Raw genomic sequence first — 21383 nt, forward strand, 5'->3', positions numbered from 1 at the left:
TAAGCTGTGAAGGTAAATTAGACGATTGGTGCGTCTCTCGTCCACAATGACGCAGGTTAAATCTTTGAATTGGCAGCACTCATAGCCATTTGTTGCTAACATATTGTTTTTACACTTTAAAAACCATTTGGAGTGATTATCTCAAATCCAGGAGCCGAATATATGGCTCTTCACAAAAAGGGGAAATCGCCATGACGACGTCCGCTTTTCACGCGAAATCGGCCTTCGAACTGCAACTCGCCGGTTATGGTCTGACGACGGCGAAACTCTTCTATCACATGCCGGATCATCCGCATCTGCTTCAGCTGTTTGTCTGGCAGGAATATGATGTCGCGCCGGAATTTCCGGTGCTGCACCATTTCATCGAGTTCTGGAAACGGGAGATCGACGGGCCGCTGCATTCGGTGACCTATACGCATTGCCGCTTGCTCGGCCCATCGGACTGGAGGAATGTGCAAGGGGAGATCGTTCTGCACTGAACGATAATGTGAGCAAACAGGCAACCGAGGCCATATGACGCTTCCGCATTTGACCAATCCAGGCAAGGCGCTGCTTTACGCCTCGAAGACATTGCTCGGTTGCCTTATTTGCTGGTTCGCGCTTCGCTGGGTGGGAATTGAGCATCCGATCTGGGCCGTGATTACCGTCCTGATCATTTCCGATCCGGATGTGCGGGCGACACTGGCATTGGCGCAGGCGCGGGCGATCAACACGGCGGTCGGTTGTTCCATCGGGATGCTGACGATCTGGATATTCGGTTATTCTCCGCTGGCCAGCCTGTTCGGCGCGGCATTAACGGTGCTGCTCATCCTGATGATCGACAAATATCCGATCAACTGGCGGTTGGCGCCCGCAACCGTGGTGATTGTCATGGATGCGGGACGCTTTGCCCAGACGCGCAATGAGGAATTGCTGCTCGCCCTTTCAAGGCTTGTCGAAATCGCGCTTGGATGCGCCGTGGCGATTGCGCTTGCCTGGGTCTACACGCGGATCATCGGTCGCATCAAAGCGCGCGGTGAGGTTCAGGCTGGAGACGTATAGGAACGTCCGCCAAAAATCGCCGAGCCGACACGAACCGAAGTTGCGCCGAAGCCGATGGCGGTTTCATAATCGCCCGACATACCCATGGAGAGCTTTTCGACACCAGCTTCGCGGGCGAGCTTTTCCAGCAGGGCAAAATGCGGTCCCGGGTTTTCATCTGCCGGTGGAATGCACATCAGTCCTTCGATGACGAGGCCATGTTCGCTGCGGCACCGCGCGACAAAGGCAACGGCATCCTTCGGTGCAATGCCGGCCTTCTGTTCTTCCAGGCCCGTATTGACCTGCACATAGAGTTTCGGGCTCTTGCCCTGCTTGTTGATCTCGTCGGCAAGGGCTGCTGCGATCTTCTCGCGGTCGACCGTTTCGATGACGTCGAACAGGGCAACGGCATCGGCGGCCTTGTTCGATTGCAGTGGGCCGATCAGATGCAGTTCAACGCCGGAATAATCATCGCGCAGTTCAGGCCACTTGGCTTGCGCTTCTTGCACGCGGTTTTCGCCGAAGACGCGCTGTCCGGCGTCAAGCACCGGGCGGATTGCATCCGCATCGAAGGTTTTCGACACGGCGACGAGCGTGACCGAGCCTTTGTTACGATGCGCTTCTTTTTCGGCAGTGGCGATTGCGGCCTTGACCGTGTTCAGGTTCGTGACGATATCTGACATGAAACTCTCGCTTTCAGGCTTTTCATCCGCAAAAGGTTGACGCTTTCGCCAATACGTGGTGAAGGTCGCCATTAAATATCGACTCTCCTTATTGCATCACCTTCGTACGAGTAAATACGGACATGGCAGCCGAACGTTATAATCCGCGCGTGGCGGAAGCTCACTGGCAGAAAGTCTGGGAAGAAAACCGGACTTTCGAAACGGACAACAGCGATCCGCGCGAGAAGTATTATGTGCTTGAGATGTTCCCCTATCCATCGGGGCGCATCCATATGGGCCATGTGCGCAACTATGCGATGGGCGATGTCGTCGCCCGCTACAAGCGCGCCAAGGGGTTCAACGTCCTTCACCCGATGGGCTGGGACGCTTTCGGCATGCCTGCGGAAAACGCGGCGATGCAGAACAAGGTGCATCCGAAGGAATGGACCTACCAGAACATCGACACGATGAAGCGCCAGCTCAAGTCCATGGGCCTGTCGCTTGACTGGTCGCGTGAATTCGCGACCTGCGATGTGGAATATTATCACCGTCAGCAGATGCTGTTCATCGACCTGTTCGAAAAAGGCCTGGTGACGCGCAAAACCTCCAAGGTCAACTGGGATCCGGTCGACAATACCGTGCTTGCCAATGAGCAGGTGGTGGATGGTCGCGGCTGGCGCTCTGGCGCGCTGGTCGAACAGCGCGAACTGACGCAGTGGTTCTTCAAGATCACCGATTTCAGCGAAGAATTGCTGGCCGGTCTCGACACGCTTGACCAGTGGCCGGAAAAAGTCCGCCTGATGCAGCGCAACTGGATCGGCAAGTCGGAAGGCTTGCAGGTTCGTTTTGCGCTCGACGGCAAGACGGCACCGGAAGGCTTCTCGGAAATCGAGGTTTACACGACGCGTCCCGACACGCTGTTCGGCGCGGCCTTTGTCGCGATTTCCGCCGATCATCCGCTGGCCAAGAAGCTTGCGGAAAACAACGCATCGCTCACGGGCTTCATCGAAGAATGTCACCAGCACGGCACGTCGCTTGCAGCGCTTGAAACCGCTGAAAAGAAGGGCTTCGATACCGGCGTCAAGGTCAAGCATCCGTTCGACGAGAACTGGGAGCTGCCGGTCTATGTCGCCAATTTCGTGTTGATGGAATATGGCACGGGCGCTGTGTTCGGCTGCCCGGCGCACGACCAGCGCGATCTGGATTTCGCCAATAAATATGCGCTGAAGGTAACGCCGGTTGTTCTGCCGAAGGGTGACGATGCTGCGACTTTTGCCATCACCGACACGGCCTTTACCGATGATGGCGTGATGATCAATTCGCGCTTCCTTGATGGTTTGACTCCGGAAGCAGCCTTTAACGAGGTTGCAAACCGTCTGGAGCAGTCCACACTCGGCAATCAGCCGCAAGCGGCCCGCAAGGTGCAGTTCCGTCTGCGCGACTGGGGCATTTCGCGCCAGCGTTATTGGGGCTGCCCGATCCCGATGATCCATTGCGAAAGCTGTGGCGTCAATCCGGTGCCGCGCGCCGACCTGCCTGTCAAGCTGCCGGACGATGTCGATTTCGACCGTCCGGGCAATCCGCTGGACCGTCACGCGACATGGCGTCATGTGAAGTGCCCGAAATGCGGCGGCGAAGCTCGTCGTGAGACGGACACGATGGATACGTTCGTCGATTCGTCCTGGTACTATGCCCGCTTCACGGCTCCATGGGAAAACGAGCCGACGGATCGTGCGGTTGCTGATCGCTGGCTGCCGGTCGACCAGTATATCGGCGGTGTTGAACACGCGATCCTGCATCTGCTCTATTCGCGCTTCTTCACCCGCGCCATGAAGGTCACGGGCCATGTCGGTCTGGACGAGCCTTTCAAGGGCCTGTTCACGCAGGGCATGGTTGTGCACGAAACCTACAAGGCTGATGGCCAGTGGGTTGCGCCTGCCGATATCCGCATCGAGGACATTGACGGCAAGCGCATAGCGACCATGCTGGATAGCGGCGCGCCGGTCGAAATCGGTTCCATCGAAAAGATGTCCAAGTCGAAGAAGAATGTCGTCGATCCCGACGATATCATTTCTTCCTATGGTGCAGATACCGCGCGCTGGTTCATGCTGTCCGATTCGCCGCCAGAGCGTGACGTGATCTGGACGGAAGCAGGCGCAGAAGGCGCACATCGTTTTGTGCAGCGCGTCTGGCGTCTGGTGTCGGAAGCAGCCGAGCATCTGAAAGATATTGCGCCCAAGACCGGGTCGCAGGGCGAAGCGCTTGCCGTTTCCAAGGCCGTGCATAAGACGGTCAACGCTGTTGGCGACGATATCGAAAAGCTCGCCTTCAATCGCGGTGTTGCGCGTCTTTATGAGCTGGTGAATGCGCTTGCAGCACCGTTGCAGCTTGTCGCCTCGGACAAGGCCGATGACGAGCTGAAGGGCGCTGTTCGTGACGCCACGGAAAAGCTCATCCAGATGCTCGCGCCGATGATGCCGCATCTGGCTGAACAGTGCCTGACGGAACTGGGCGGCAAGATCGCCGGACAGGAAACGTTGGTCGCCCGCGCGCCATGGCCGGCATTCGATGCCGCATTGGTGGTGGAAAACGAGATTGTGATGCCCGTGCAGATCAACGGCAAGAAGCGTGGGGATTTGACAATCGCCCGCGACGCTGATCAAGCTAGCATTCAACAGGCGGTGCTCGAACTTGACTTCGTCAAGGCTGCGCTCGACGGGGGCTCGCCGAAGAAGATTATCGTGGTGCCGCAAAGGATCGTCAATGTCGTTGCCTGATCGTTTCCTCTCCGCAATCAAGGCTTTCCGCGTCGCTTTTGTGGCTGTGGGAGCTGCGGCTCTTCTTGCTGCCTGCACGGTGCAGCCGCTCTATTCATCGGGCGGCGGCGCAGGTGGTTCCATCGGCGGCAGCGTGACGCCGGACATGCGCACAAAGCTTGCTTCTGTGTCCGTTGATGCGGCCCATGACGTGTACGGCCAGCAGGTTCGCAATCGCCTGATCTTCCTGTTGGGCGGTGGCGCTGGCGAGCCAGCCAATCCGATGTATCGTCTGAGCCTCGGCCTGAGCACGAACACGATTTCCGCCGTGAGTGTGGATATCGGCGATCAGACCGACCGTACGGGCCGTCCATCGGCTGGTATCGTCAAGGCGACGTCGAATTTCGTGCTGCGTGACAAGGACGGCAAGCCGCTTGCCACAGGTACACGTACGACGGGCGCTTCCTTCGATCGTCCGCGTCAGGAATTCGCAAACCTGCGTGCCGAACGCGATGCGCGCAAGCGTGCAGCAGAAGAGCTGGCCGAACAGGTTTTCCTCGCACTGGCACAGAAGCTCTCGAAGCTCTGATTGGTTCATTGATCTGAAATTCAAAGAGCGGCGCTTCCGGGCGCCGCTTTTTTTGTTTCGCTGATGACAAAAAGGCTCAAGGAATTCAGCAAGGTAACATCGCTGTTCCTTACAAACATTTTTATAACTCCTTGTTTCAAATGAACTAATTTACAATTTGCATATTGCCCGAGGCGTGATGCGAAAATTGGGAAGGGACTTGCCCGAAGCGTCACGCATGAAAGCCGCTCGGTATTGCCGTCGGTTCAATCATAATTTCAGGAGTATTCAGATGGAGCGATTTTCAGACATCCTGCGAGGCGCAGTCTTTGCAGCAATAGGTGTGGCGGGGCTGGCGGTTGCTGGTCCGGCAGCGGCACAGGAAAAAGCAGCGCCGCTGAAATGGCAGTTTTTTCAGGCCGATGAGAACGGCTTCAACCGGACACCGGTTCTGTTGACCGGAGAGAAAGAGGCTGTTCTTCTTGATGGTGGTTTCACCTTCTCCGATGGCAAGGCAGTTGCCGAGAAGATCAAGGAAACCGGTAAGAAGCTCACCACAGTCTATGTTAGCCAGAGCGATCCCGACTATTATTTCAACCTGCGTGAAATCAAGTCGGCTTTCCCCGATGTCAAAATCATTGCTGCTCCTGAGGCCGTTGCTGCCATCGACGGCAATGTCGAGACGAAGCTGAAGGTCTGGGGACCGCAACTCAAGGAGAATGGCCCGCAGAGCCTGTCCGATCTTGTTTTGCCGCAGGCATCGGATGAAAAGACGCTTACGCTGGAAGGCAACGAGATCGAAATCGTTCCGGCTGAAGGCATGACGAATCGCCGCTATCTCTGGGTGCCGTCGCTGAAAGCGGTGTTCGGCGGTGTCCTGATTGGAGCGGGTGAACATATCTGGCTGGCCGATACGCCTGACCTGGCGCAGCGCGAAGCATGGATTAGAACACTGGATGCGATTGCCGCGCGCAATCCTGAAGTCGTCGTTCCTGCCCATATGAAAGCGGGTTCTGCAACCGACGTTTCTGCGATCAAATTCACCCGTGATTATATCGCTGCATTCGATGAAGAGGCCGCGAAGGCCAAGGACAGCGCAGAGCTTATCGCTGCGATGAAGAAGCGCTATCCGGACCTGGGCGGCGAAAGCAGCCTGGAACTGGGCGCGAAGGTCATCAAGGGCGAAATGAAATGGGAATAATGCGCCGGCAAAGGACAATCGGCTTTCAGCACAGACTGCCCGTGACAGCCTTGGCTGGTTGATTGGAATTTGTGGTTCGCATCGAGATCGATATAAAGGGCGGCACGGTTTGTGCCGCCCTTTATTGTATCAGCCTGTTGCGGAGATCATGCGCCTCGTTTCTTTTTCGGCCAAAGGCTATCGTTCACTGCGTTCTGTCCGGTTCGATCTTGGGCGGGTGACGGTGTTCGTCGGTGAAAACGGCGCTGGCAAATCCAATCTCTATCGGGCTTTACAGCTGATCAAGGCGGCTGCGGAAGGCAATTTTTCGACGGAGATTGTCCGGGAAGGCGGCATGCAGTCCGCCATGTGGAGCGGCGGTCGTCGCAAGCACGAATCGGCACGGATTATTCTGGAAGCGGATTTCGAGGATGAAAGGCTGGCATCGCGCCTGTCCTATCGGATCGAGGCAGGTTTGCCGCCACCAGTGTCCGGGGCTTTTCCGTTCGAGCCGCAGATCAAGGAAGAGCAGCTCAATCTCGATACAGGTCGCCGCCCGGTCGATCTCATGGATCGTCGCGGCCCCGCGGTTTTCGCCCGCGACGGGGAGGGGCGGCGCATGGAGCATCCGGCGCGGCTACTGACATCGGAGAGCGGGCTGGCGGTGCTCGGCCAGTCGGGACATTATCCCGAGATAGGCGATCTCTCGGCGCAAATGCGCGGCTGGCGCTTCTATCACGGCTTCAGAAGCGATCGCGACGCACCGGCGCGCCAGCCCTCCATTGCCGCCACAGCGGCCATGCTGGACGAGGATGGCGGCAATCTCGCCTCAGTCTTCGCCACGCTTGCTCATATCCGTCAGGATACGGTCGATCTGGATCGTTTTATCGCGGAGGCGCTGGACGGCGCTAAACTGGTCGTTCCCTATCCGGAAGAAACCGCCAGTTTCGGCCTGAATTTTCCGGCTTTCCCACCCCGCATCTTTCGTCCCGGCGAATTGTCGGACGGACAAATTCGCCTGCTGGCGCTGGCAGGCGCGCTTCTGTCCTATCGTCTGCCGCCGCTGGTTGCACTGAACGAACCCGAGGCGAGCCTGCACCCGGACATGATCCCGTCGCTGGCAAGAATGATCGCGCAGGCATCCGAACGCAGCCAGATCTGGGTGGTAACCCATTCCAGCGCGCTCGCTCATGCCATTGCCGAGCAATGCGGCAGCAGGCCGATCCGCGTGAGCAAGCAGGATGGCGAGACGGTTCTGGAATAGTGAGCCGCAATAAAAAAGGCGGGCCATAAGCCCGCCTTTCATCTGTCTGGCAAGGTCGCTGATTACGCGATCTTCTGGCCGGTCTTCGCCCAATCGGCGAGGAAGGTTTCGAGGCCCTTGTCGGTCAGCGGATGCTTGACGAGCGCCTTCAGCGTTGCCGGAGGTGCGGTCACGACATCGGCGCCGATAAGCGCTGCTTCCTTGACGTGATTGACGGTGCGAATCGAAGCCGCAAGAATTTCGGTGCGGAAATCGTAGTTGTCATAAATCGTGCGGATTTCGGCAATCAGTTCCATACCGTTGATGCCGGTATCGTCAAGACGGCCGATGAACGGCGAAATGAAGGTCGCGCCAGCCTTGGCTGCCAGAAGCGCCTGATTGGCCGAGAAGCAGAGCGTCATGTTGACCTTGTGGCCGTCCGACGACAGAGACTTACAAGCCTTAAGGCCATCGAGGGTTACAGGCAGCTTGATGCAGATATTGTCTGCAATCTTGGAGATGACGGCAGCTTCCTTCATCATCTGCTCATATTCGGTCGCGGCAACTTCGGCCGAAACCGGACCCTTGACGAAGGAGCAGATTTCCTTGGTGACTTCAATGATGTCACGACCCGACTTCAGGATGAGAGACGGGTTGGTGGTCACGCCATCGACCAGTCCGAGGTCGTTCAGTTCGCGGATTTCCTTGACGTCCGCAGTGTCCACGAAAAACTTCATAACAGCGTTCCTCCATAATGAGCGCGGGTGGTTTTGGGAGCTAAATACATCAGGCCCAGAACCTGATAATTGGGTGGAAATGGTGTGAGACCATCCGTTCGGATACGCGGAGAAAAGGCGACGGAAATGTGGTTCATTTTCGAGCTCTTTTCGACAAAGTAGCCGGACGGATGGACCACATCCTTCGGACACCGAAATGACTGGCGATCTGCCGCGTCGACATGTTTGGCCGGGGGAACCGCCCCGTCCTTCACATGTCTCCGCGCAGCTCTTGTCATTTCAGGTGCCATTTTCCACCAAATTACCAGGTTCTGGGCCTAAGTCCCGGAAGGTGGCTTTTCTTTAGCGCAAAGCCGCGCCAAGGTCACGCGATCATGTCGAAAGATTCGCACGATATTGCTAACCCCGTTCTAGGCCTCTTTCCGAGCCTCGCGCCGCGCGTGGTTCCGGTGCTGGTGCCTATGCCAGCAGAACGGCCTTATTCTTATATGGTCCCGGAGGGCATGAACGTCCAGCCCGGGTCGATAGTGCGCGTCCCTCTGGGGCCGCGTGAAGTTGCGGGTATCGTCTGCGAAGGCGAGACCGATGCGGTCGATGCCAAAAAGCTGCGATCCATTTCCGAAGTGTTCGATTGTCCGCCGGTGGATAGCGAGATGCTTCGCTTCATGCGCTGGGCTGCGGACTACACGCTTTCGCCGCCCGGCATGGTGGCGCGCATGGTCTTGCGCGTGCCTGCCGCCTTCGATCCCGAGCCGTCGGTGCCGGGTTTACGTTATTCAGGCGGTGAGCCTGAACGCATGACCGACGCTCGTGCCCGGGTGATGGAGCTTGCCCGCGACGGCCTCGCCTGGACGCGATCCGGTCTGGCCCATGCGGCGGGTGTTTCGACGACGGTCGTGGAAGGGTTGAAGGCGCAAGGCGTATTCGATGAAGTGATGTTGCCGCCGCCCGCCGTGGTGGCGAAGCCAGACACGGACTATGCACGCGCCACGCTTTCGGAAGACCAGCAGGCCGCCGCAGAAATGCTGTCTGATTCCGTCGCGGCAGACTGTTTTTCTGTTTCGCTCCTCGACGGTGTCACCGGCTCCGGCAAGACCGAAGTTTATTTCGAAGCCGTCGCCAAGGCCTTGGAGCAGGGCAAACAGGTGCTGATTCTTCTGCCGGAAATCGCCCTGACGCAGCAATTCCTCGACCGGTTCCACAACAGGTTCGGAGCCAAGCCCGCCGAATGGCATTCCGACCTTGCGCCACGCACGCGTGAGCGTGTCTGGCGTCAGGTAACCGAAGGCACGGTGCGCGTAGTTGCCGGCGCCCGTTCGGCGCTGTTCTTGCCCTTCAAGGAACTGGGCCTGATCATCGTCGATGAAGAACATGATCCGGCCTACAAACAGGAAGACCGGGTCTTCTACAATGCCCGCGACATGGCCGTCGTGCGCGGCCATATTGGCGGCTTTCCAGTGGTGCTGGCCTCGGCCACGCCCTCCATCGAAAGTCAGGTCAATGCGGATCAGGGCCGTTACAAGCGAATCAAGCTTTACGGGCGCTATGCGGAAGCAGCGCTTCCCGATCTGAAGACCATCGACATGCGGCGTTCACCGCCGCCGCCGGGGCGCTTTCTGTCGCCTGCGCTCACCGAAGCCGTCGGCAAGACGGTTGAACGTGGTGAACAGGCGCTGCTGTTTCTCAACCGTCGCGGCTATGCACCGCTGACCTTGTGCCGCGTCTGCGGTCACCGCTTCCAGTGTCCGCAATGTTCAAGCTGGCTGGTCGAGCATCGCTTTCGCGGCCAGTTGATGTGCCATCAATGCGGCTATCACGAGCCTACGCCCGAAGCCTGCCCGGAATGCGGCACGCTTGACCATCTGGTCGCCTGCGGTCCGGGCGTAGAGCGGATCGCGGAAGAAGTGGCCGCGACCTTCACTGACGCGCGAATCATAGTGCTTTCGTCTGATATGGCGGGTGGCGTGAAGCGGCTGCGTCTGGAACTCGACGCCATCGCGAAGGGTGAGGCGGATATCGTCATCGGCACGCAGCTGGTCGCCAAGGGGCACAATTTCCCCAATATGACGCTGGTGGGTGTGGTCGATGCCGATCTGGGGCTGGCCAATGGCGACCCGCGCGCCGCCGAACGCACCTTCCAGCTTCTCAATCAGGTGACCGGGCGCGCAGGGCGAACAGGCCGCAAAAGTCTCGGTCTGATCCAGACTTACCAACCGGATCATCCGGTTATGCGCGCCATCGTCAGCGGCGATACCGAGGCGTTTTATGCCCGCGAGATCGAGGAGCGGGAGCGTAGCGCGTTGCCGCCATTCGGGCGGCTCGCCGCGCTGATCATCTCTGCCGATAATCGTCCGGATGCTGAAAATCATGCGCGCGCTCTTCGTCGCGCAGCACCTTCTTCATCGGAGATTTCGGTGCTGGGTCCTGCAGAAGCGCCGCTGGCGCTGGTGCGCGGACGGCACCGTTTCCGGATATTGATCCACGGGACAAAACGCGCGGATATTCAATCCTTTATCCGCGCTTTGCTGGCCGCTTCGCCGAAGGAGCGAGGGTCTATCCGCGTTCAAGTGGACATAGATCCCCAGAGTTTCTTGTGACCGGAACCGACATGGAATCTCGGAGAATTATCCGCTATAGGGCCTAAAACGAAGAAGGTGAATACGATGGAATTCTATCTTCCCACCACGACCGGCGAATGGCTCGCCTGGAGCTCGGCAGCCGTGACCGCCTTCGCGGGCATCGTCATGCTTTTTGCGCCCGGCATCACCATGAAGCTGTTGCGGTTGCAGCCGATCAATGCCCGACCGGAAGCCTTCAGCTCCATCCGCGCGGTGCTGGCTGGTCCCTATCTCGCTCTGGGACTCGGCGCTCTCATCTTTGCACAGCCCTACCTGTGGATCGTATTGGGTGTGGCGTGGGGCTTTGCGCTGTTCGGTCGCTTCATCTCGATGATGTCCGATAGGGGCGGCACGATCTATAACTGGTTGGCAGGAATTGTAGAATTCCTCCTGGCCGCGGGGCCATTGCTCTACGCATTTGGCTTCATCGGTTAACCCTGCGACTTTTTTGATCTGAAAACGCGACAAATCTTACACAAAAGTGCGGGATTCGCGTGTTGCGAGTCCTGTTCGTCTATGCTAGACGGCAATCACATTTCGGTGTTGACGTGCTCGCGCGTCAGTGGTTTTCCGGAAACATTCAATAAAATCATCGGCTTGGCGTCCTGAGCAATAATGGGCCCCAAAAGGATGGTTTCAACGTAGAGAGCAGGTTGTTCGTGGCTGAAACGTCTTCGCTCATTTCAGGTGTGGCACAGCGTTACGCCGGATCGCTTTTCGAGCTGGCGCTCGAAGCCAAATCCGTTGCTGCTGTGGAGAAAGATCTTGTTCGTTTCGAGGCGCTTCTGAGCGGAAGCGAGGACCTCAAGCGTCTGATCTCCAGTCCGGTATTTTCTTCGGAAGACCAGCTCCATGCGATCGGCGCTATCGCCGACAAGGCGGGCATCACGGGTCTGGTCGGAAATCTCCTGCGCGTCGTCGCAGCGAACCGCCGTCTCTTCGCCCTGCCGGGCATTATCGCCGCATTCCACAAGATTGCTGCTGAACATCGCGGAGAAGTTTCCGCCGATGTCACTTCCGCGCATGCGCTCACCGCTGCGCAGGAAAACGAATTGAAGGCAACGCTGAAGAGCGTGGCCGGCAAGGACGTGACGATTAACGTCACCGTCGATCCGTCGATCCTCGGCGGTCTTATCGTCAAGATGGGTTCGCGTCAGATCGACACGTCCCTTCGCACCAAACTATCTTCTCTCAAGCTTGCACTGAAAGAGGTCGGCTGATGGACATCCGCGCTGCGGAAATTTCCGCTATCCTGAAAGAGCAAATCAAGAACTTCGGCAAGGAGGCTGAGGTCTCCGAGGTCGGTCAGGTTCTGTCCGTCGGCGACGGTATTGCTCGCGTCTATGGTCTGGACAATGTTCAGGCTGGTGAAATGGTCGAATTCCCCGGCGGCATTCGCGGCATGGCGCTCAACCTTGAAAACGACAACGTTGGTGTCGTTATCTTCGGTGCCGACCGTGACATCAAGGAAGGCGACGTCGTTAAGCGTACCGGTGCCATCGTTGACGTGCCGGTTGGTCCGGGCCTGCTGGGCCGCGTCGTTGACGCGCTTGGCAACCCGATCGACGGCAAGGGCCCAATCGTTGCCACCGAGCGTCGCCGCGTCGACGTGAAGGCACCGGGCATCATCCCGCGCAAGTCGGTTCATGAGCCAATGTCGACCGGCCTCAAGGCTGTTGACGCTCTGATCCCGGTTGGTCGTGGTCAGCGCGAGCTGGTCATCGGTGACCGTCAGACCGGCAAGACCGCCATCATTCTCGACACCTTCCTGAACCAGAAGCCGATCCACGACAACGGCCCGGACAGCGAAAAGCTTTATTGCGTTTACGTTGCTATCGGCCAGAAGCGTTCGACTGTTGCTCAGTTCGTCAAGGTTCTCGAAGAACGCGGCGCTCTCGAATATTCGATCGTTATCGCTGCTACCGCTTCCGATCCGGCTCCGATGCAGTACCTCGCTCCGTTCGCAGGTTGCGCAATGGGCGAATACTTCCGTGACAACGGTCAGCACGCTCTCATCGGTTACGACGATCTGTCCAAGCAGGCTGTTGCTTACCGTCAGATGTCCCTTCTGCTTCGTCGTCCTCCGGGCCGTGAAGCTTATCCGGGCGACGTTTTCTATCTGCACTCCCGTCTTCTCGAACGCGCTGCAAAGCTCAACGACGAAAACGGCGCTGGCTCGCTGACGGCTCTGCCGGTCATCGAAACGCAGGGCAACGACGTTTCGGCCTTCATTCCGACCAACGTGATCTCGATCACCGACGGCCAGATCTTCCTCGAAACCAACCTGTTCTACCAGGGTATCCGTCCGGCTGTTAACGTCGGTCTGTCGGTTTCGCGCGTTGGTTCTTCGGCTCAGGTCAAGGCCATGAAGCAGGTTGCCGGTTCGATCAAGGGCGAGCTTGCCCAGTATCGTGAAATGGCCGCCTTCGCACAGTTCGGTTCGGATCTCGATGCCTCGACCCAGCGTTTGCTGAACCGTGGCGCACGTCTGACCGAGCTTCTCAAGCAGCCACAGTTCTCGCCGCTCAAGACGGAAGAACAGGTTGCCGTGATTTTCGCCGGCGTGAATGGCTATCTCGACAAGATCGCCGTCAACCAGGTTGGCAAGTTCGAAGCAGGTCTTCTTTCTTCGCTGCGCACCGAGCACAAGGATGTGCTGGATGCGATCCGCGATCAGAAGGCGCTCACCGACGACATCAAAGCAAAGCTCAAGGCAGCGGTCGACGCGTTCGCCAAGTCTTTCGCTTGAATTTTGTGACGGGATGAACGGATGCCTTCACTAAAGGATCTGAGAAACCGTATCGCCTCGGTCAAGGCGACGCAGAAAATCACCAAGGCGATGCAGATGGTCGCCGCGGCGAAGCTGCGCCGTGCCCAGGAAGCTGCGGAGGCCGCACGGCCTTACTCGCAGCGCATGGGTGCCGTTCTCGCGAATATCGCGCAGAATGTCAGCGGCGAAGATGCACCGGCATTGATGGCCGGTACGGGTAAGGACGACGTGCATCTGCTCGTCGTCTGCACTGCAGAACGTGGCCTTTGCGGCGGTTTCAACTCGCAGATCGCACGCCTGGCGCGCGATCATACCCGCAAGCTCCTCGCTGAAGGCAAGACGGTCAAGATCATCACGGTCGGCAAGAAGGGCGCAGATATTCTGCGTCGCGAGTTTGCCTCTCTGATCATCGACCACGTCAATTTGCGCGAAGTCAAACAGCTCGCTTTTGTGCATGCCGACCAGATCGGCCACAAGGTGATCGAGCTGTTCGAACAAGGCGCATTTGATGTCTGCACCCTGTTCTATTCCGAATTCAAGTCGGTGATTGCACAGATCCCGACTGCACAACAGATCATTCCGGCTTCGGCTGGCGATGTTGCGCAGGCGGACACTGCAGGCGATGCGATTTATGAGTACGAACCTGATCCTGCGGCGATCCTGAGCACGCTGATCCCGCGCAATATTTCGGTCCAGATTTTCCGCGCTCTCTTGGAAAATGTGGCGGGCGAAATGGGCGCGAAGATGAGCGCGATGGACAATGCGACGCGTAATGCCGGTGACATGATCAACAAGTTGTCGATCACGTATAACCGTCAGCGTCAGGCTCAGATCACCAAGGAACTGATCGAAATCATTTCGGGCGCGGAAGCGCTCTAGGGTTTACCGCACGGTCTATCCGGGAAGTCTGCGACTTTTCGGAACCATGCTAACGGAAGGTAAGGATCGATGGCAAAAGCAGCGACCCCGAAAACTACCGCCGCGGCCGAAGCAAAGCCGGCAGCGGCCAAGAAGGCTCCAGCCAAGGCTACACCAGCTAAGGCGGCTGCCGCCAAAGCTCCTGCAGCTCCCAAGGCTGCAACGACTGGCGCAGTCGGCAAGATCACTCAGGTCATCGGCGCTGTTGTCGACGTACAGTTCGAAGATGGTCAGCTGCCGCTGATCCTCAACGCTCTGGAAACCGACAATCTGGGCAACCGCCTGGTTCTCGAAGTTGCGCAGCATCTGGGCGAAAACACCGTTCGCACCATCGCCATGGACTCGACCGAAGGTCTGGTTCGCGGTCACGAAGTGCGCGACACTGGCAACCCGATCATGGTTCCGGTTGGTGAGGAAACCCTCGGTCGTATCATGAACGTCATCGGCGAGCCGGTTGACGAAGCGGGTCCGATCAAGACCACTGCCCGTCGTGCGATCCACCAGGAAGCTCCTGAGTACATCGAACAGTCGACCGAAGCTGAAATCCTCGTAACGGGCATCAAGGTCGTCGACCTTCTCGCTCCTTACGCCAAGGGTGGTAAGATTGGTCTGTTCGGGGGTGCCGGCGTCGGCAAGACCGTTCTCATCATGGAACTGATCAACAACGTCGCTAAGGCGCACGGCGGTTACTCGGTATTCGCTGGCGTTGGTGAACGTACCCGTGAAGGTAACGATCTTTACCACGAAATGATCGAATCGGGCGTTAACAAGCTCGGTGGCGGAGAAGGCTCCAAGGCCGCACTCGTTTACGGCCAGATGAACGAGCCTCCGGGTGCGCGCGCTCGCGTTGCTCTGTCGGGTCTGACGGTAGCTGAAAACTTCCGTGACAAGGGCCAGGACGTTCTGTTCTTCGTGGACAACATCTTCCGCTTCACGCAGGCTGGTTCGGAACTTTCGGCTCTTCTCGGCCGTATTCCTTCCGCTGTGGGTTATCAGCCGACGCTGGCAACCGACATGGGCGCGATGCAGGAACGCATCACCACGACGACCAAGGGTTCGATTACCTCGGTTCAGGCAATTTATGTTCCTGCCGACGATTTGACCGACCCTGCACCGGCAACGTCGTTCGCTCACTTGGACGCGACCACCACGCTGAACCGTTCGATCGCTGAAAAGGGTATTTACCCGGCTGTGGATCCTCTGGAATCCACGTCGCGTATGCTCGATCCGATGATCGTTGGTGAAGAACACTACGCCGTCGCCCGTCAGGTTCAGTCGATCCTTCAGCGCTACAAGTCGCTTCAGGACATCATCGCCATCCTCGGCATGGACGAACTTTCGGAAGACGACAAGCTGACCGTTGCGCGCGCTCGTAAGATCGAACGCTTCCTGTCGCAGCCGTTCTTCGTTGCTGAAGTCTTCACCGGTTCGCCAGGCAAGCTGGTTGACCTCGCCGACACCATCAAGGGCTTCAAGGGCCTTTGCGCAGGTGAATACGATCATCTTCCAGAACCAGCCTTCTACATGGTCGGTTCGATTGAAGAAGCGATCGAAAAGGCGAAGAAGCTGGCTGCCGAAGCAGCTTGATGAATTGAGTTTCCCGGTGGGCCGACAGGCCCACCGAGACGACCTCTTCATTTGTTTGAGCACGATTTTTCGAAAACCGGTTTCCAGTTTCGAGATCGCGCTCTTGAGATTTGGAGCATTTCCAGCAAAAGTGTGAAACGGTTTTGCGTCCGGAAATGCGGGAAAAAAATAGTTAGAACGGCTCCAACGATTCCATTTTAACTAGATCGCTCTAAGTGAGAACCATGGCTCAAGCTTTCCAATTCGAACTCGTGTCGCCTGAACGCCTCCTGCTTTCCGCGCAGGTGACGGAAGTCGTCATTCCGGGTAGCGAAGGCTATCTGACGGCTCTTGCCGGTCATTCGCCGCTGATGTCGACGATCATGCCGGGAGTCGTTTCGGTGAAGCTTGCCGACGGCAAGTCTGACTCTTATGTGGTTTTCGGTGGTTTTGCCGATATTACCCCGCAGAGCTGCACCGTGCTGGCCGAATCCGCAACGCATGTCGACGCCATTGAGCCGTCTGACATCACGCGCCGCATCGATGAAGCCCGCAAGGCGCTCGATGATGCGACTTCGCCGGAGCATCGCACCAAGGCCGAAATCTTCCTGCATCAGCTGATGACGCTGCAGGGAGCGGTTATACCGGGCTGACCGGTTAAGAAATTCACAGATTTTCCCGAAAAGCGGACTTCGGTCCGCTTTTCTTTTTGATGTCATTTGCAGCGCATATTTTTCTTTTTATCGATTATTCATTTTTCAAGTTACTTCGGTTCTTAAATCCAGGCTTCAGGCACAACTTATTTGGTTTTACTCCCGCCACAGAGGGAAAAACTTCACGCTTGCGTGACTTTCGCGTGTGGCCATTGAAAATGAACCGTGGGCCATTTATCCAGAAACACAATCGTTAGTTTACTAATATATAAGGCATCGGATATGAGCACGACAGATCTCAGAGCAGAAATGATTGATGCCATGGCGAAGGTGAACCGCAAGCTTCGCACCGTTTTTGACGCCAGGGTAAAGGAGCGGGGCCTGACACTGGCTCGCGCACGCACGCTGCTGGCATTGATTGAGCAGGAAGGTCTTTATCAGAAGGAACTGGCGGAAACGCTGGAGATCGAAAATGCGACCATGGTTCGCCTTCTCGATGGTCTGGAGCGTCAGTCATTCATCGAGCGCCAGACGGTTGAAGGTGATCGTCGCGCCAAGCGTGTCGTAATGACGGAAGAGGGTAAAGTTCTGGCGGAGCAGGTCGAGAAACTTGCCGGCGATGTGCGTGAGGACCTGCTTGAAGGCGTTACCGATGAAGAATTGAGCGTTGCCCTGAACGTGCTTCGCAAGATGTCGGCATCCATGAACAAGACGCACTAAGAAACACGACATCTTCCCACGCGGACGAGCCGGAGCCTTCGCTCCGGCTTTTTTGTTTTGATCACGGCTTTGTGAAGCTGCGCCCCGAAGCCGGTCGGCTTGTGCCATCTTTCGGTCGCCAGTTCATCGTTCATTGGTCCCACAATTTTGCGGACGGAACGCATGCCCAGAAAGGCGCGAGACGGCTTTCAAAAAGGGTGAGCGTTCAAGCCAACACAGAAGGCGCCTTTCGACGGATCGAACCGATACCGTGGCGCCTTGCCTGACGGGAGCGTCGGAAATGCGTTATTCGTCTCAGACTATGGTGGCCCTCATGGCTATCGTTTCCATCGTTTCGGTACAGGCGAAGGATATGCGCCATGGCACCCGGCATTCCTATGCGCGGGCGCTCAACGATGTGAATACGGATGACGGCATGGTTTTCGATACCAGCGCATCGGCCTCGTTCGGCGTGAGAACGACGGAACGCTCTCGCAGAAGTTCGCGTATGCGCTAGAGCATTTCCAGCAAAAGTGCGCAGCGGTTTTGCGTAGGATAATGCGCAAAAACAAAAAGTTAGAGCGGTTCCACGATTCCGATTTAACCGGAACCGCTCTAGCAGATGCCGTCAAGGTGCGAGCGTGCGCAGATATTCCATCAGTTCACTTGCGGTATTGCTGGCGCGCTCCGGCTCACGCGAAACGATGGCTTCGATCAGCGCTGCATGGGCAGTGGCGGAACCGGTGATGCTGGCCGATGGGCGCAAGCGAAACCAGAACCGACGGCTATGGGTCTGAAGCGGGGCGGCCAGACGGGTCGCATAGGGATTGTTGGCCGCAGAGCCGAGCACAATGTCAAAAGCCTTGTCGGCATCGAGAAATGACTGCACATCCTCATCCGGGATAGCCTGCCGCATGGCCGCTGCTGCCGCTTCCAGCCGCTGATAGTCACGCGGACTGCCGAAGCGGGCGGCATCGCGCGCCAATACACGTTCAACACCTTCGCGAGCGTCCAGCACCTTGGCGAAATCCTTCGGGTCAATCGGCGCGATCGCAATGCCGGAACGGGGGCGGACTTCCATCAGTCCTTCCCAGGCAAGCCGCTGAATGGCTTCACGCAGCGGCGTGCGGCCCATGCCGGTCAGGTCGATGAGCGTGCGTTCGTTGACCACGGCTCCCGGCTCAAGCTCAAGCGTCACGATCATGCGTTCCAGCGTGCGATAGGCTTGCTCGGCAAGGCTTTCGCCGCCCAGGCCATCAATGACTGTTGCGAGTTTGCTGGCAGCAGCTTTCATCGACCGTTCGCGGAGGCTCGTCTGTGTCATGTCGTCCAGTGTCTTCCATGATGGCAATTGACAGGAAACAATCCTACAAATATATCTCTGATATATCAATATGGACCAAGGATGCAGCCGTGCCAGCCCCACGCTTGCTTTAACCGGGTTTCGGCATAGTGTTATTCCAAAATTTTGTTAGACGGGCTCGCGCTCCGATTTCAAAGTCGCTCTGATTTCGAACCCGCATTGTGCCAGACAGGCACCGATTGCGAGTACGACGTTCGGGCACCGGTTCACCGGTATTGACAAAGGCAAGGGGCTCCATCCGTGATGACGCCTCAATAAGGATCGGTGGGGAGCCGCACAAGAATGAAATCTGATCCCAACAAGCAACAAAAAATGGGACAGCAGGATATTGTTATCATCGGCGGCGGCATTGTCGGCTCTGTGACGGCTGCACTTCTGACCGAGGCCGGACGCGATGTGCTCGTCATCGACCGCACCGGCATCTGCGAGGAAACGAGTTCCGGTAATGCTGCGGCGCTCGCCTTTTCCGAAATTCTGCCGCTGGCTTCCAAGGGCGTCATGCGCAAGGTGCCGGGCTGGCTGATGGACCCGCTGGGACCCTTCTCCATTCGCCCGTCCTATTTTCCGAAAATGGTGCCGTGGCTTTATCAGTTCTGGCGCGCCAGCAGTGCTCAGGCGCTGGAGAAGACCGCTGTCACTCAGGCCAATATCATGCGGCTTGCGGCAAGCGAAATGCTGGCGCTGATCGACCGCGCCGATTTGCGCGACCGTTTGCAGGAAAACGGCAATCTTGAACTCTATGAAAGCGAAGCCGAGCTGAACGCCGCTCTGCCAAGCTGGGACATTCGCGAGAAGGCTGGCATTGCTCATGAGCATGTCCATGGCGCAAGGCTGGCCGAATTGCAGCCGGGCCTCAGCCCGCGCATCGTGGCCGGAACCTTCGTGCCGGGCTGGAAAAATGTCAGCGACCCGAAACTGTTCGGACAGGCTGTCTGGGCCTATGCGGAACGCCTTGGCGCACGCTTCCTGAAAGCGAAGGTGACGAGCGCGCAACCGGCAGAAGGCGGCGCGCGCGTGCGTCTTGAAGACGGCACGGAAATCAGCGCGAAGAACCTCATCGTGATGACCGGCGCTTTCTCGCGGGAATTTGCCAAGGGGTTCGGCGACGCGGTGCCGCTCGATACCGAACGCGGCTACAACACAACTTTGCCGGTGGGGGCTTTCGACGTGAAGCGACAGCTCACCTTCCCAAGTCACGGTTTCGTCGTCACGCCAATGGAGACAGGATTGCGCGTCGGCGGTGCAGTTGAGTTCGGCGGGCTTGATCTGCCGCCGAATTATGCGCGCTCCAAAGCGATGCTGACCAAGGCTTCCCGCTTCCTGCCCGGCCTCAAAACCGAAGGCGGACGCGAGTGGATGGGCTATCGTCCGTCCATTCCGGACTCAGTGCCGGTCATTGGCCGCGCATCGTCGGGCGGAAATATTTTCTACGGCTTCGGCCATGGCCATCTGGGCCTCACACAATCGGCAGCGACCGGACGCCTCATCCGCGATCTGATCACCGGCGCAAAGCCTCCAATCGACATCGAACCATTCAAGCCTCAACGTTTTCGGAACTGACCATCATGGCAAGACATTCCTTTTTCTGCGTCGACGGACATACATGCGGCAACCCCGTACGCCTTGTGGCGGGCGGCGGCCCGAACCTCGAAGGTTCGACCATGATGGAAAAGCGCGCGCATTTTCTGCGCGAGTTTGACTGGATCCGCACCGGCCTGATGTTCGAACCACGCGGCCACGACATGATGTCGGGATCGATCCTCTATCCGCCGACGCGCCCGGACTGCGATGTGGCGGTGCTGTTCATCGAAACCTCGGGCTGCCTGCCCATGTGCGGTCACGGCACTATCGGCACCGTGACCATGGCTATCGAGCAGGGCCTTGTCACGCCAAAGACGCCGGGCAAACTCAACCTCGATACGCCAGCCGGTCTGGTCGCCATCGAGTATGAGCAGAACGGCCAGTATGTGGAGCGCGTGCGTCTCACCAATGTTCCGGCTTTCCTCTATGCGGAAGGCATGGAAGTGGAATGCCCCGATCTTGGCACGCTCAAGGTCGATGTGGCCTATGGCGGTAACTTCTATGCCATTGTCGAGCCGCAGGACAATTACACCGATATGGCCGATTACAGCGCCCTGCAGCTGATCGCCTGGAGCCCGGTGCTGCGTCAGCGTCTCAACGAAAAATACAAGTTCCAGCATCCGCTACTGGCCGATATTAATCGTCTGACGCATATCCTGTGGACCGGCAAACCGACCCAACCGGAAGCCCATGCCCGCAACGCCGTCTTCTACGGTGACAAGGCCATCGACCGTTCGCCTTGCGGCACCGGCACTTCGGCGCGCATGGCGCAGCTGACCGCCAAGGGCAAGCTGAAGCCGGGCGATGAATTCGTGCATGAATCCATCATCGGTTCACTGTTCCATGGTCGCGTCGAGCGGGCAGTGGAAGTCACGGGGCCTGCAACGGGCCAGGATACGGTTCTGCCGGGAATTATCCCGTCAATTGCGGGCTGGGCACGCATGACAGGTTATAATACCATCTTCATCGATGACCGGGATCCGTTTGCTCACGGTTTCACAGTTGCATAAAACGGGTACGGTTGGCCAAAAGCGGCCAGCCACCCAATT

At 57.7% G+C, this 21383-nt stretch carries 20 protein-coding genes; 17 read left to right on the forward strand and 3 right to left on the reverse strand.

The window, feature by feature from the left end; all coding sequences use genetic code 11:
- Positions 1 to 191: 191 nt before the first annotated feature.
- Both QBD01_RS21965 and QBD01_RS21970 read left to right on the forward strand, forming a co-directional pair.
- Positions 192 to 479 (forward strand): usg protein, encoded by a 288-nt coding sequence (locus QBD01_RS21965; protein WP_078339559.1) that lies wholly within the window; start codon positions 192 to 194, stop codon positions 477 to 479.
- A 34-nt stretch (positions 480 to 513) separates the two neighbouring features.
- Positions 514 to 1041 (forward strand): FUSC family protein, encoded by a 528-nt coding sequence (locus QBD01_RS21970; RefSeq protein WP_280994528.1) that lies wholly within the window; start codon positions 514 to 516, stop codon positions 1039 to 1041.
- Here the strand turns inward: QBD01_RS21970 and QBD01_RS21975 are convergent.
- A complete protein-coding gene (locus QBD01_RS21975) occupies positions 1023 to 1703 on the reverse strand; it encodes a YggS family pyridoxal phosphate-dependent enzyme (RefSeq protein WP_280994529.1) in 681 nt (226 codons plus the stop codon). The two genes, QBD01_RS21970 and QBD01_RS21975, sit on opposite strands and share 19 nt — an antisense overlap.
- A gap of 122 nt (positions 1704 to 1825) precedes the next feature.
- On the opposite strand from QBD01_RS21975, the gene leuS reads away from it, so the two are divergent.
- The 4 genes from leuS (at position 1826) to QBD01_RS21995 (ending at position 7450) form a co-directional block, all read left to right on the forward strand.
- Positions 1826 to 4459, forward strand: coding sequence for a leucine--tRNA ligase (gene leuS / locus QBD01_RS21980; RefSeq protein ID WP_280994530.1), 2634 nt, complete (start codon positions 1826 to 1828; stop codon positions 4457 to 4459).
- Entirely contained in the window at positions 4446 to 5027 is a 582-nt protein-coding gene (gene lptE, locus QBD01_RS21985; protein WP_280994531.1) for an LPS assembly lipoprotein LptE, read from the forward strand. The genes leuS and lptE overlap by 14 nt, the downstream gene beginning before the upstream one ends.
- 271 nt (positions 5028 to 5298) lie before the next feature.
- A complete protein-coding gene (locus QBD01_RS21990; protein WP_280994532.1) occupies positions 5299 to 6207 on the forward strand; it encodes an MBL fold metallo-hydrolase in 909 nt (302 codons plus the stop codon).
- A gap of 148 nt (positions 6208 to 6355) precedes the next feature.
- On the forward strand, positions 6356 to 7450 hold the full coding sequence (locus tag QBD01_RS21995; RefSeq protein WP_280994533.1) for an AAA family ATPase: 1095 nt from the start codon (positions 6356 to 6358) through the stop codon (positions 7448 to 7450).
- Between the two features lie 62 nt (positions 7451 to 7512).
- Here QBD01_RS21995 and fsa read toward each other — a convergent pair whose 3' ends face one another.
- Complete coding sequence (gene fsa, locus QBD01_RS22000) at positions 7513 to 8166, reverse strand: fructose-6-phosphate aldolase (RefSeq protein WP_182521722.1); 654 nt, start codon at positions 8164 to 8166, stop codon at positions 7513 to 7515.
- Between the two features lie 374 nt (positions 8167 to 8540).
- Between fsa and QBD01_RS22005 the strand changes: the two genes are divergently transcribed.
- The 9 genes from QBD01_RS22005 to QBD01_RS22045 all read left to right on the forward strand — a co-directional run bounded on the left by QBD01_RS22005 (position 8541) and on the right by QBD01_RS22045 (position 17907).
- Complete coding sequence (locus QBD01_RS22005; RefSeq protein ID WP_280994534.1) at positions 8541 to 10763, forward strand: primosomal protein N'; 2223 nt, start codon at positions 8541 to 8543, stop codon at positions 10761 to 10763.
- 66 nt (positions 10764 to 10829) lie between these two features.
- Positions 10830 to 11219 carry a DUF4345 domain-containing protein gene (locus tag QBD01_RS22010; RefSeq protein WP_078339552.1) on the forward strand — a complete coding sequence of 130 codons (390 nt, stop codon included), beginning with the start codon at positions 10830 to 10832 and terminating at the stop codon, positions 11217 to 11219.
- 224 nt (positions 11220 to 11443) lie between these two features.
- Positions 11444 to 12004, forward strand: coding sequence for a F0F1 ATP synthase subunit delta (locus QBD01_RS22015; protein WP_078339551.1), 561 nt, complete (start codon positions 11444 to 11446; stop codon positions 12002 to 12004).
- The gene (gene atpA / locus QBD01_RS22020) at positions 12004 to 13533 is read left to right on the forward strand and encodes a F0F1 ATP synthase subunit alpha (RefSeq protein WP_078339550.1); all 1530 of its coding nucleotides are present in this window, start codon (positions 12004 to 12006) and stop codon (positions 13531 to 13533) included. Before QBD01_RS22015 ends, atpA begins: the two co-directional genes overlap by 1 nt.
- Positions 13534 to 13554: 21 nt before the next feature.
- The gene (locus QBD01_RS22025; protein ID WP_078339549.1) at positions 13555 to 14433 is read left to right on the forward strand and encodes a F0F1 ATP synthase subunit gamma; all 879 of its coding nucleotides are present in this window, start codon (positions 13555 to 13557) and stop codon (positions 14431 to 14433) included.
- Between the two features lie 69 nt (positions 14434 to 14502).
- Positions 14503 to 16059 (forward strand): F0F1 ATP synthase subunit beta, encoded by a 1557-nt coding sequence (gene atpD / locus QBD01_RS22030; protein WP_280994535.1) that lies wholly within the window; start codon positions 14503 to 14505, stop codon positions 16057 to 16059.
- A gap of 224 nt (positions 16060 to 16283) precedes the next feature.
- Positions 16284 to 16691: a F0F1 ATP synthase subunit epsilon gene (locus QBD01_RS22035; RefSeq protein WP_078339547.1), complete on the forward strand. Its 408-nt coding sequence runs from the start codon at positions 16284 to 16286 to the stop codon at positions 16689 to 16691.
- A gap of 282 nt (positions 16692 to 16973) precedes the next feature.
- Complete coding sequence (locus QBD01_RS22040) at positions 16974 to 17411, forward strand: MarR family winged helix-turn-helix transcriptional regulator (RefSeq protein WP_138786452.1); 438 nt, start codon at positions 16974 to 16976, stop codon at positions 17409 to 17411.
- A gap of 280 nt (positions 17412 to 17691) precedes the next feature.
- On the forward strand, positions 17692 to 17907 hold the full coding sequence (locus QBD01_RS22045; protein WP_280994536.1) for a hypothetical protein: 216 nt from the start codon (positions 17692 to 17694) through the stop codon (positions 17905 to 17907).
- Positions 17908 to 18018: 111 nt separating this feature from the next.
- Here the strand turns inward: QBD01_RS22045 and QBD01_RS22050 are convergent, their stop codons facing one another.
- On the reverse strand, positions 18019 to 18684 hold the full coding sequence (locus QBD01_RS22050; protein ID WP_280994565.1) for a GntR family transcriptional regulator: 666 nt from the start codon (positions 18682 to 18684) through the stop codon (positions 18019 to 18021).
- A gap of 351 nt (positions 18685 to 19035) precedes the next feature.
- On the opposite strand from QBD01_RS22050, the gene QBD01_RS22055 reads away from it, so the two are divergent.
- Positions 19036 to 20313, forward strand: coding sequence for an FAD-dependent oxidoreductase (locus QBD01_RS22055; protein ID WP_280994537.1), 1278 nt, complete (start codon positions 19036 to 19038; stop codon positions 20311 to 20313).
- Between the two features lie 5 nt (positions 20314 to 20318).
- Complete coding sequence (locus QBD01_RS22060) at positions 20319 to 21344, forward strand: 4-hydroxyproline epimerase (RefSeq protein WP_280994538.1); 1026 nt, start codon at positions 20319 to 20321, stop codon at positions 21342 to 21344.
- Positions 21345 to 21383: the final 39 nt, after the last annotated feature.

The organism is Ochrobactrum sp. 19YEA23, from assembly GCF_029909865.1.
Classification (GTDB): Bacteria; Pseudomonadota; Alphaproteobacteria; order Rhizobiales; family Rhizobiaceae; genus Brucella; species Brucella gambitense.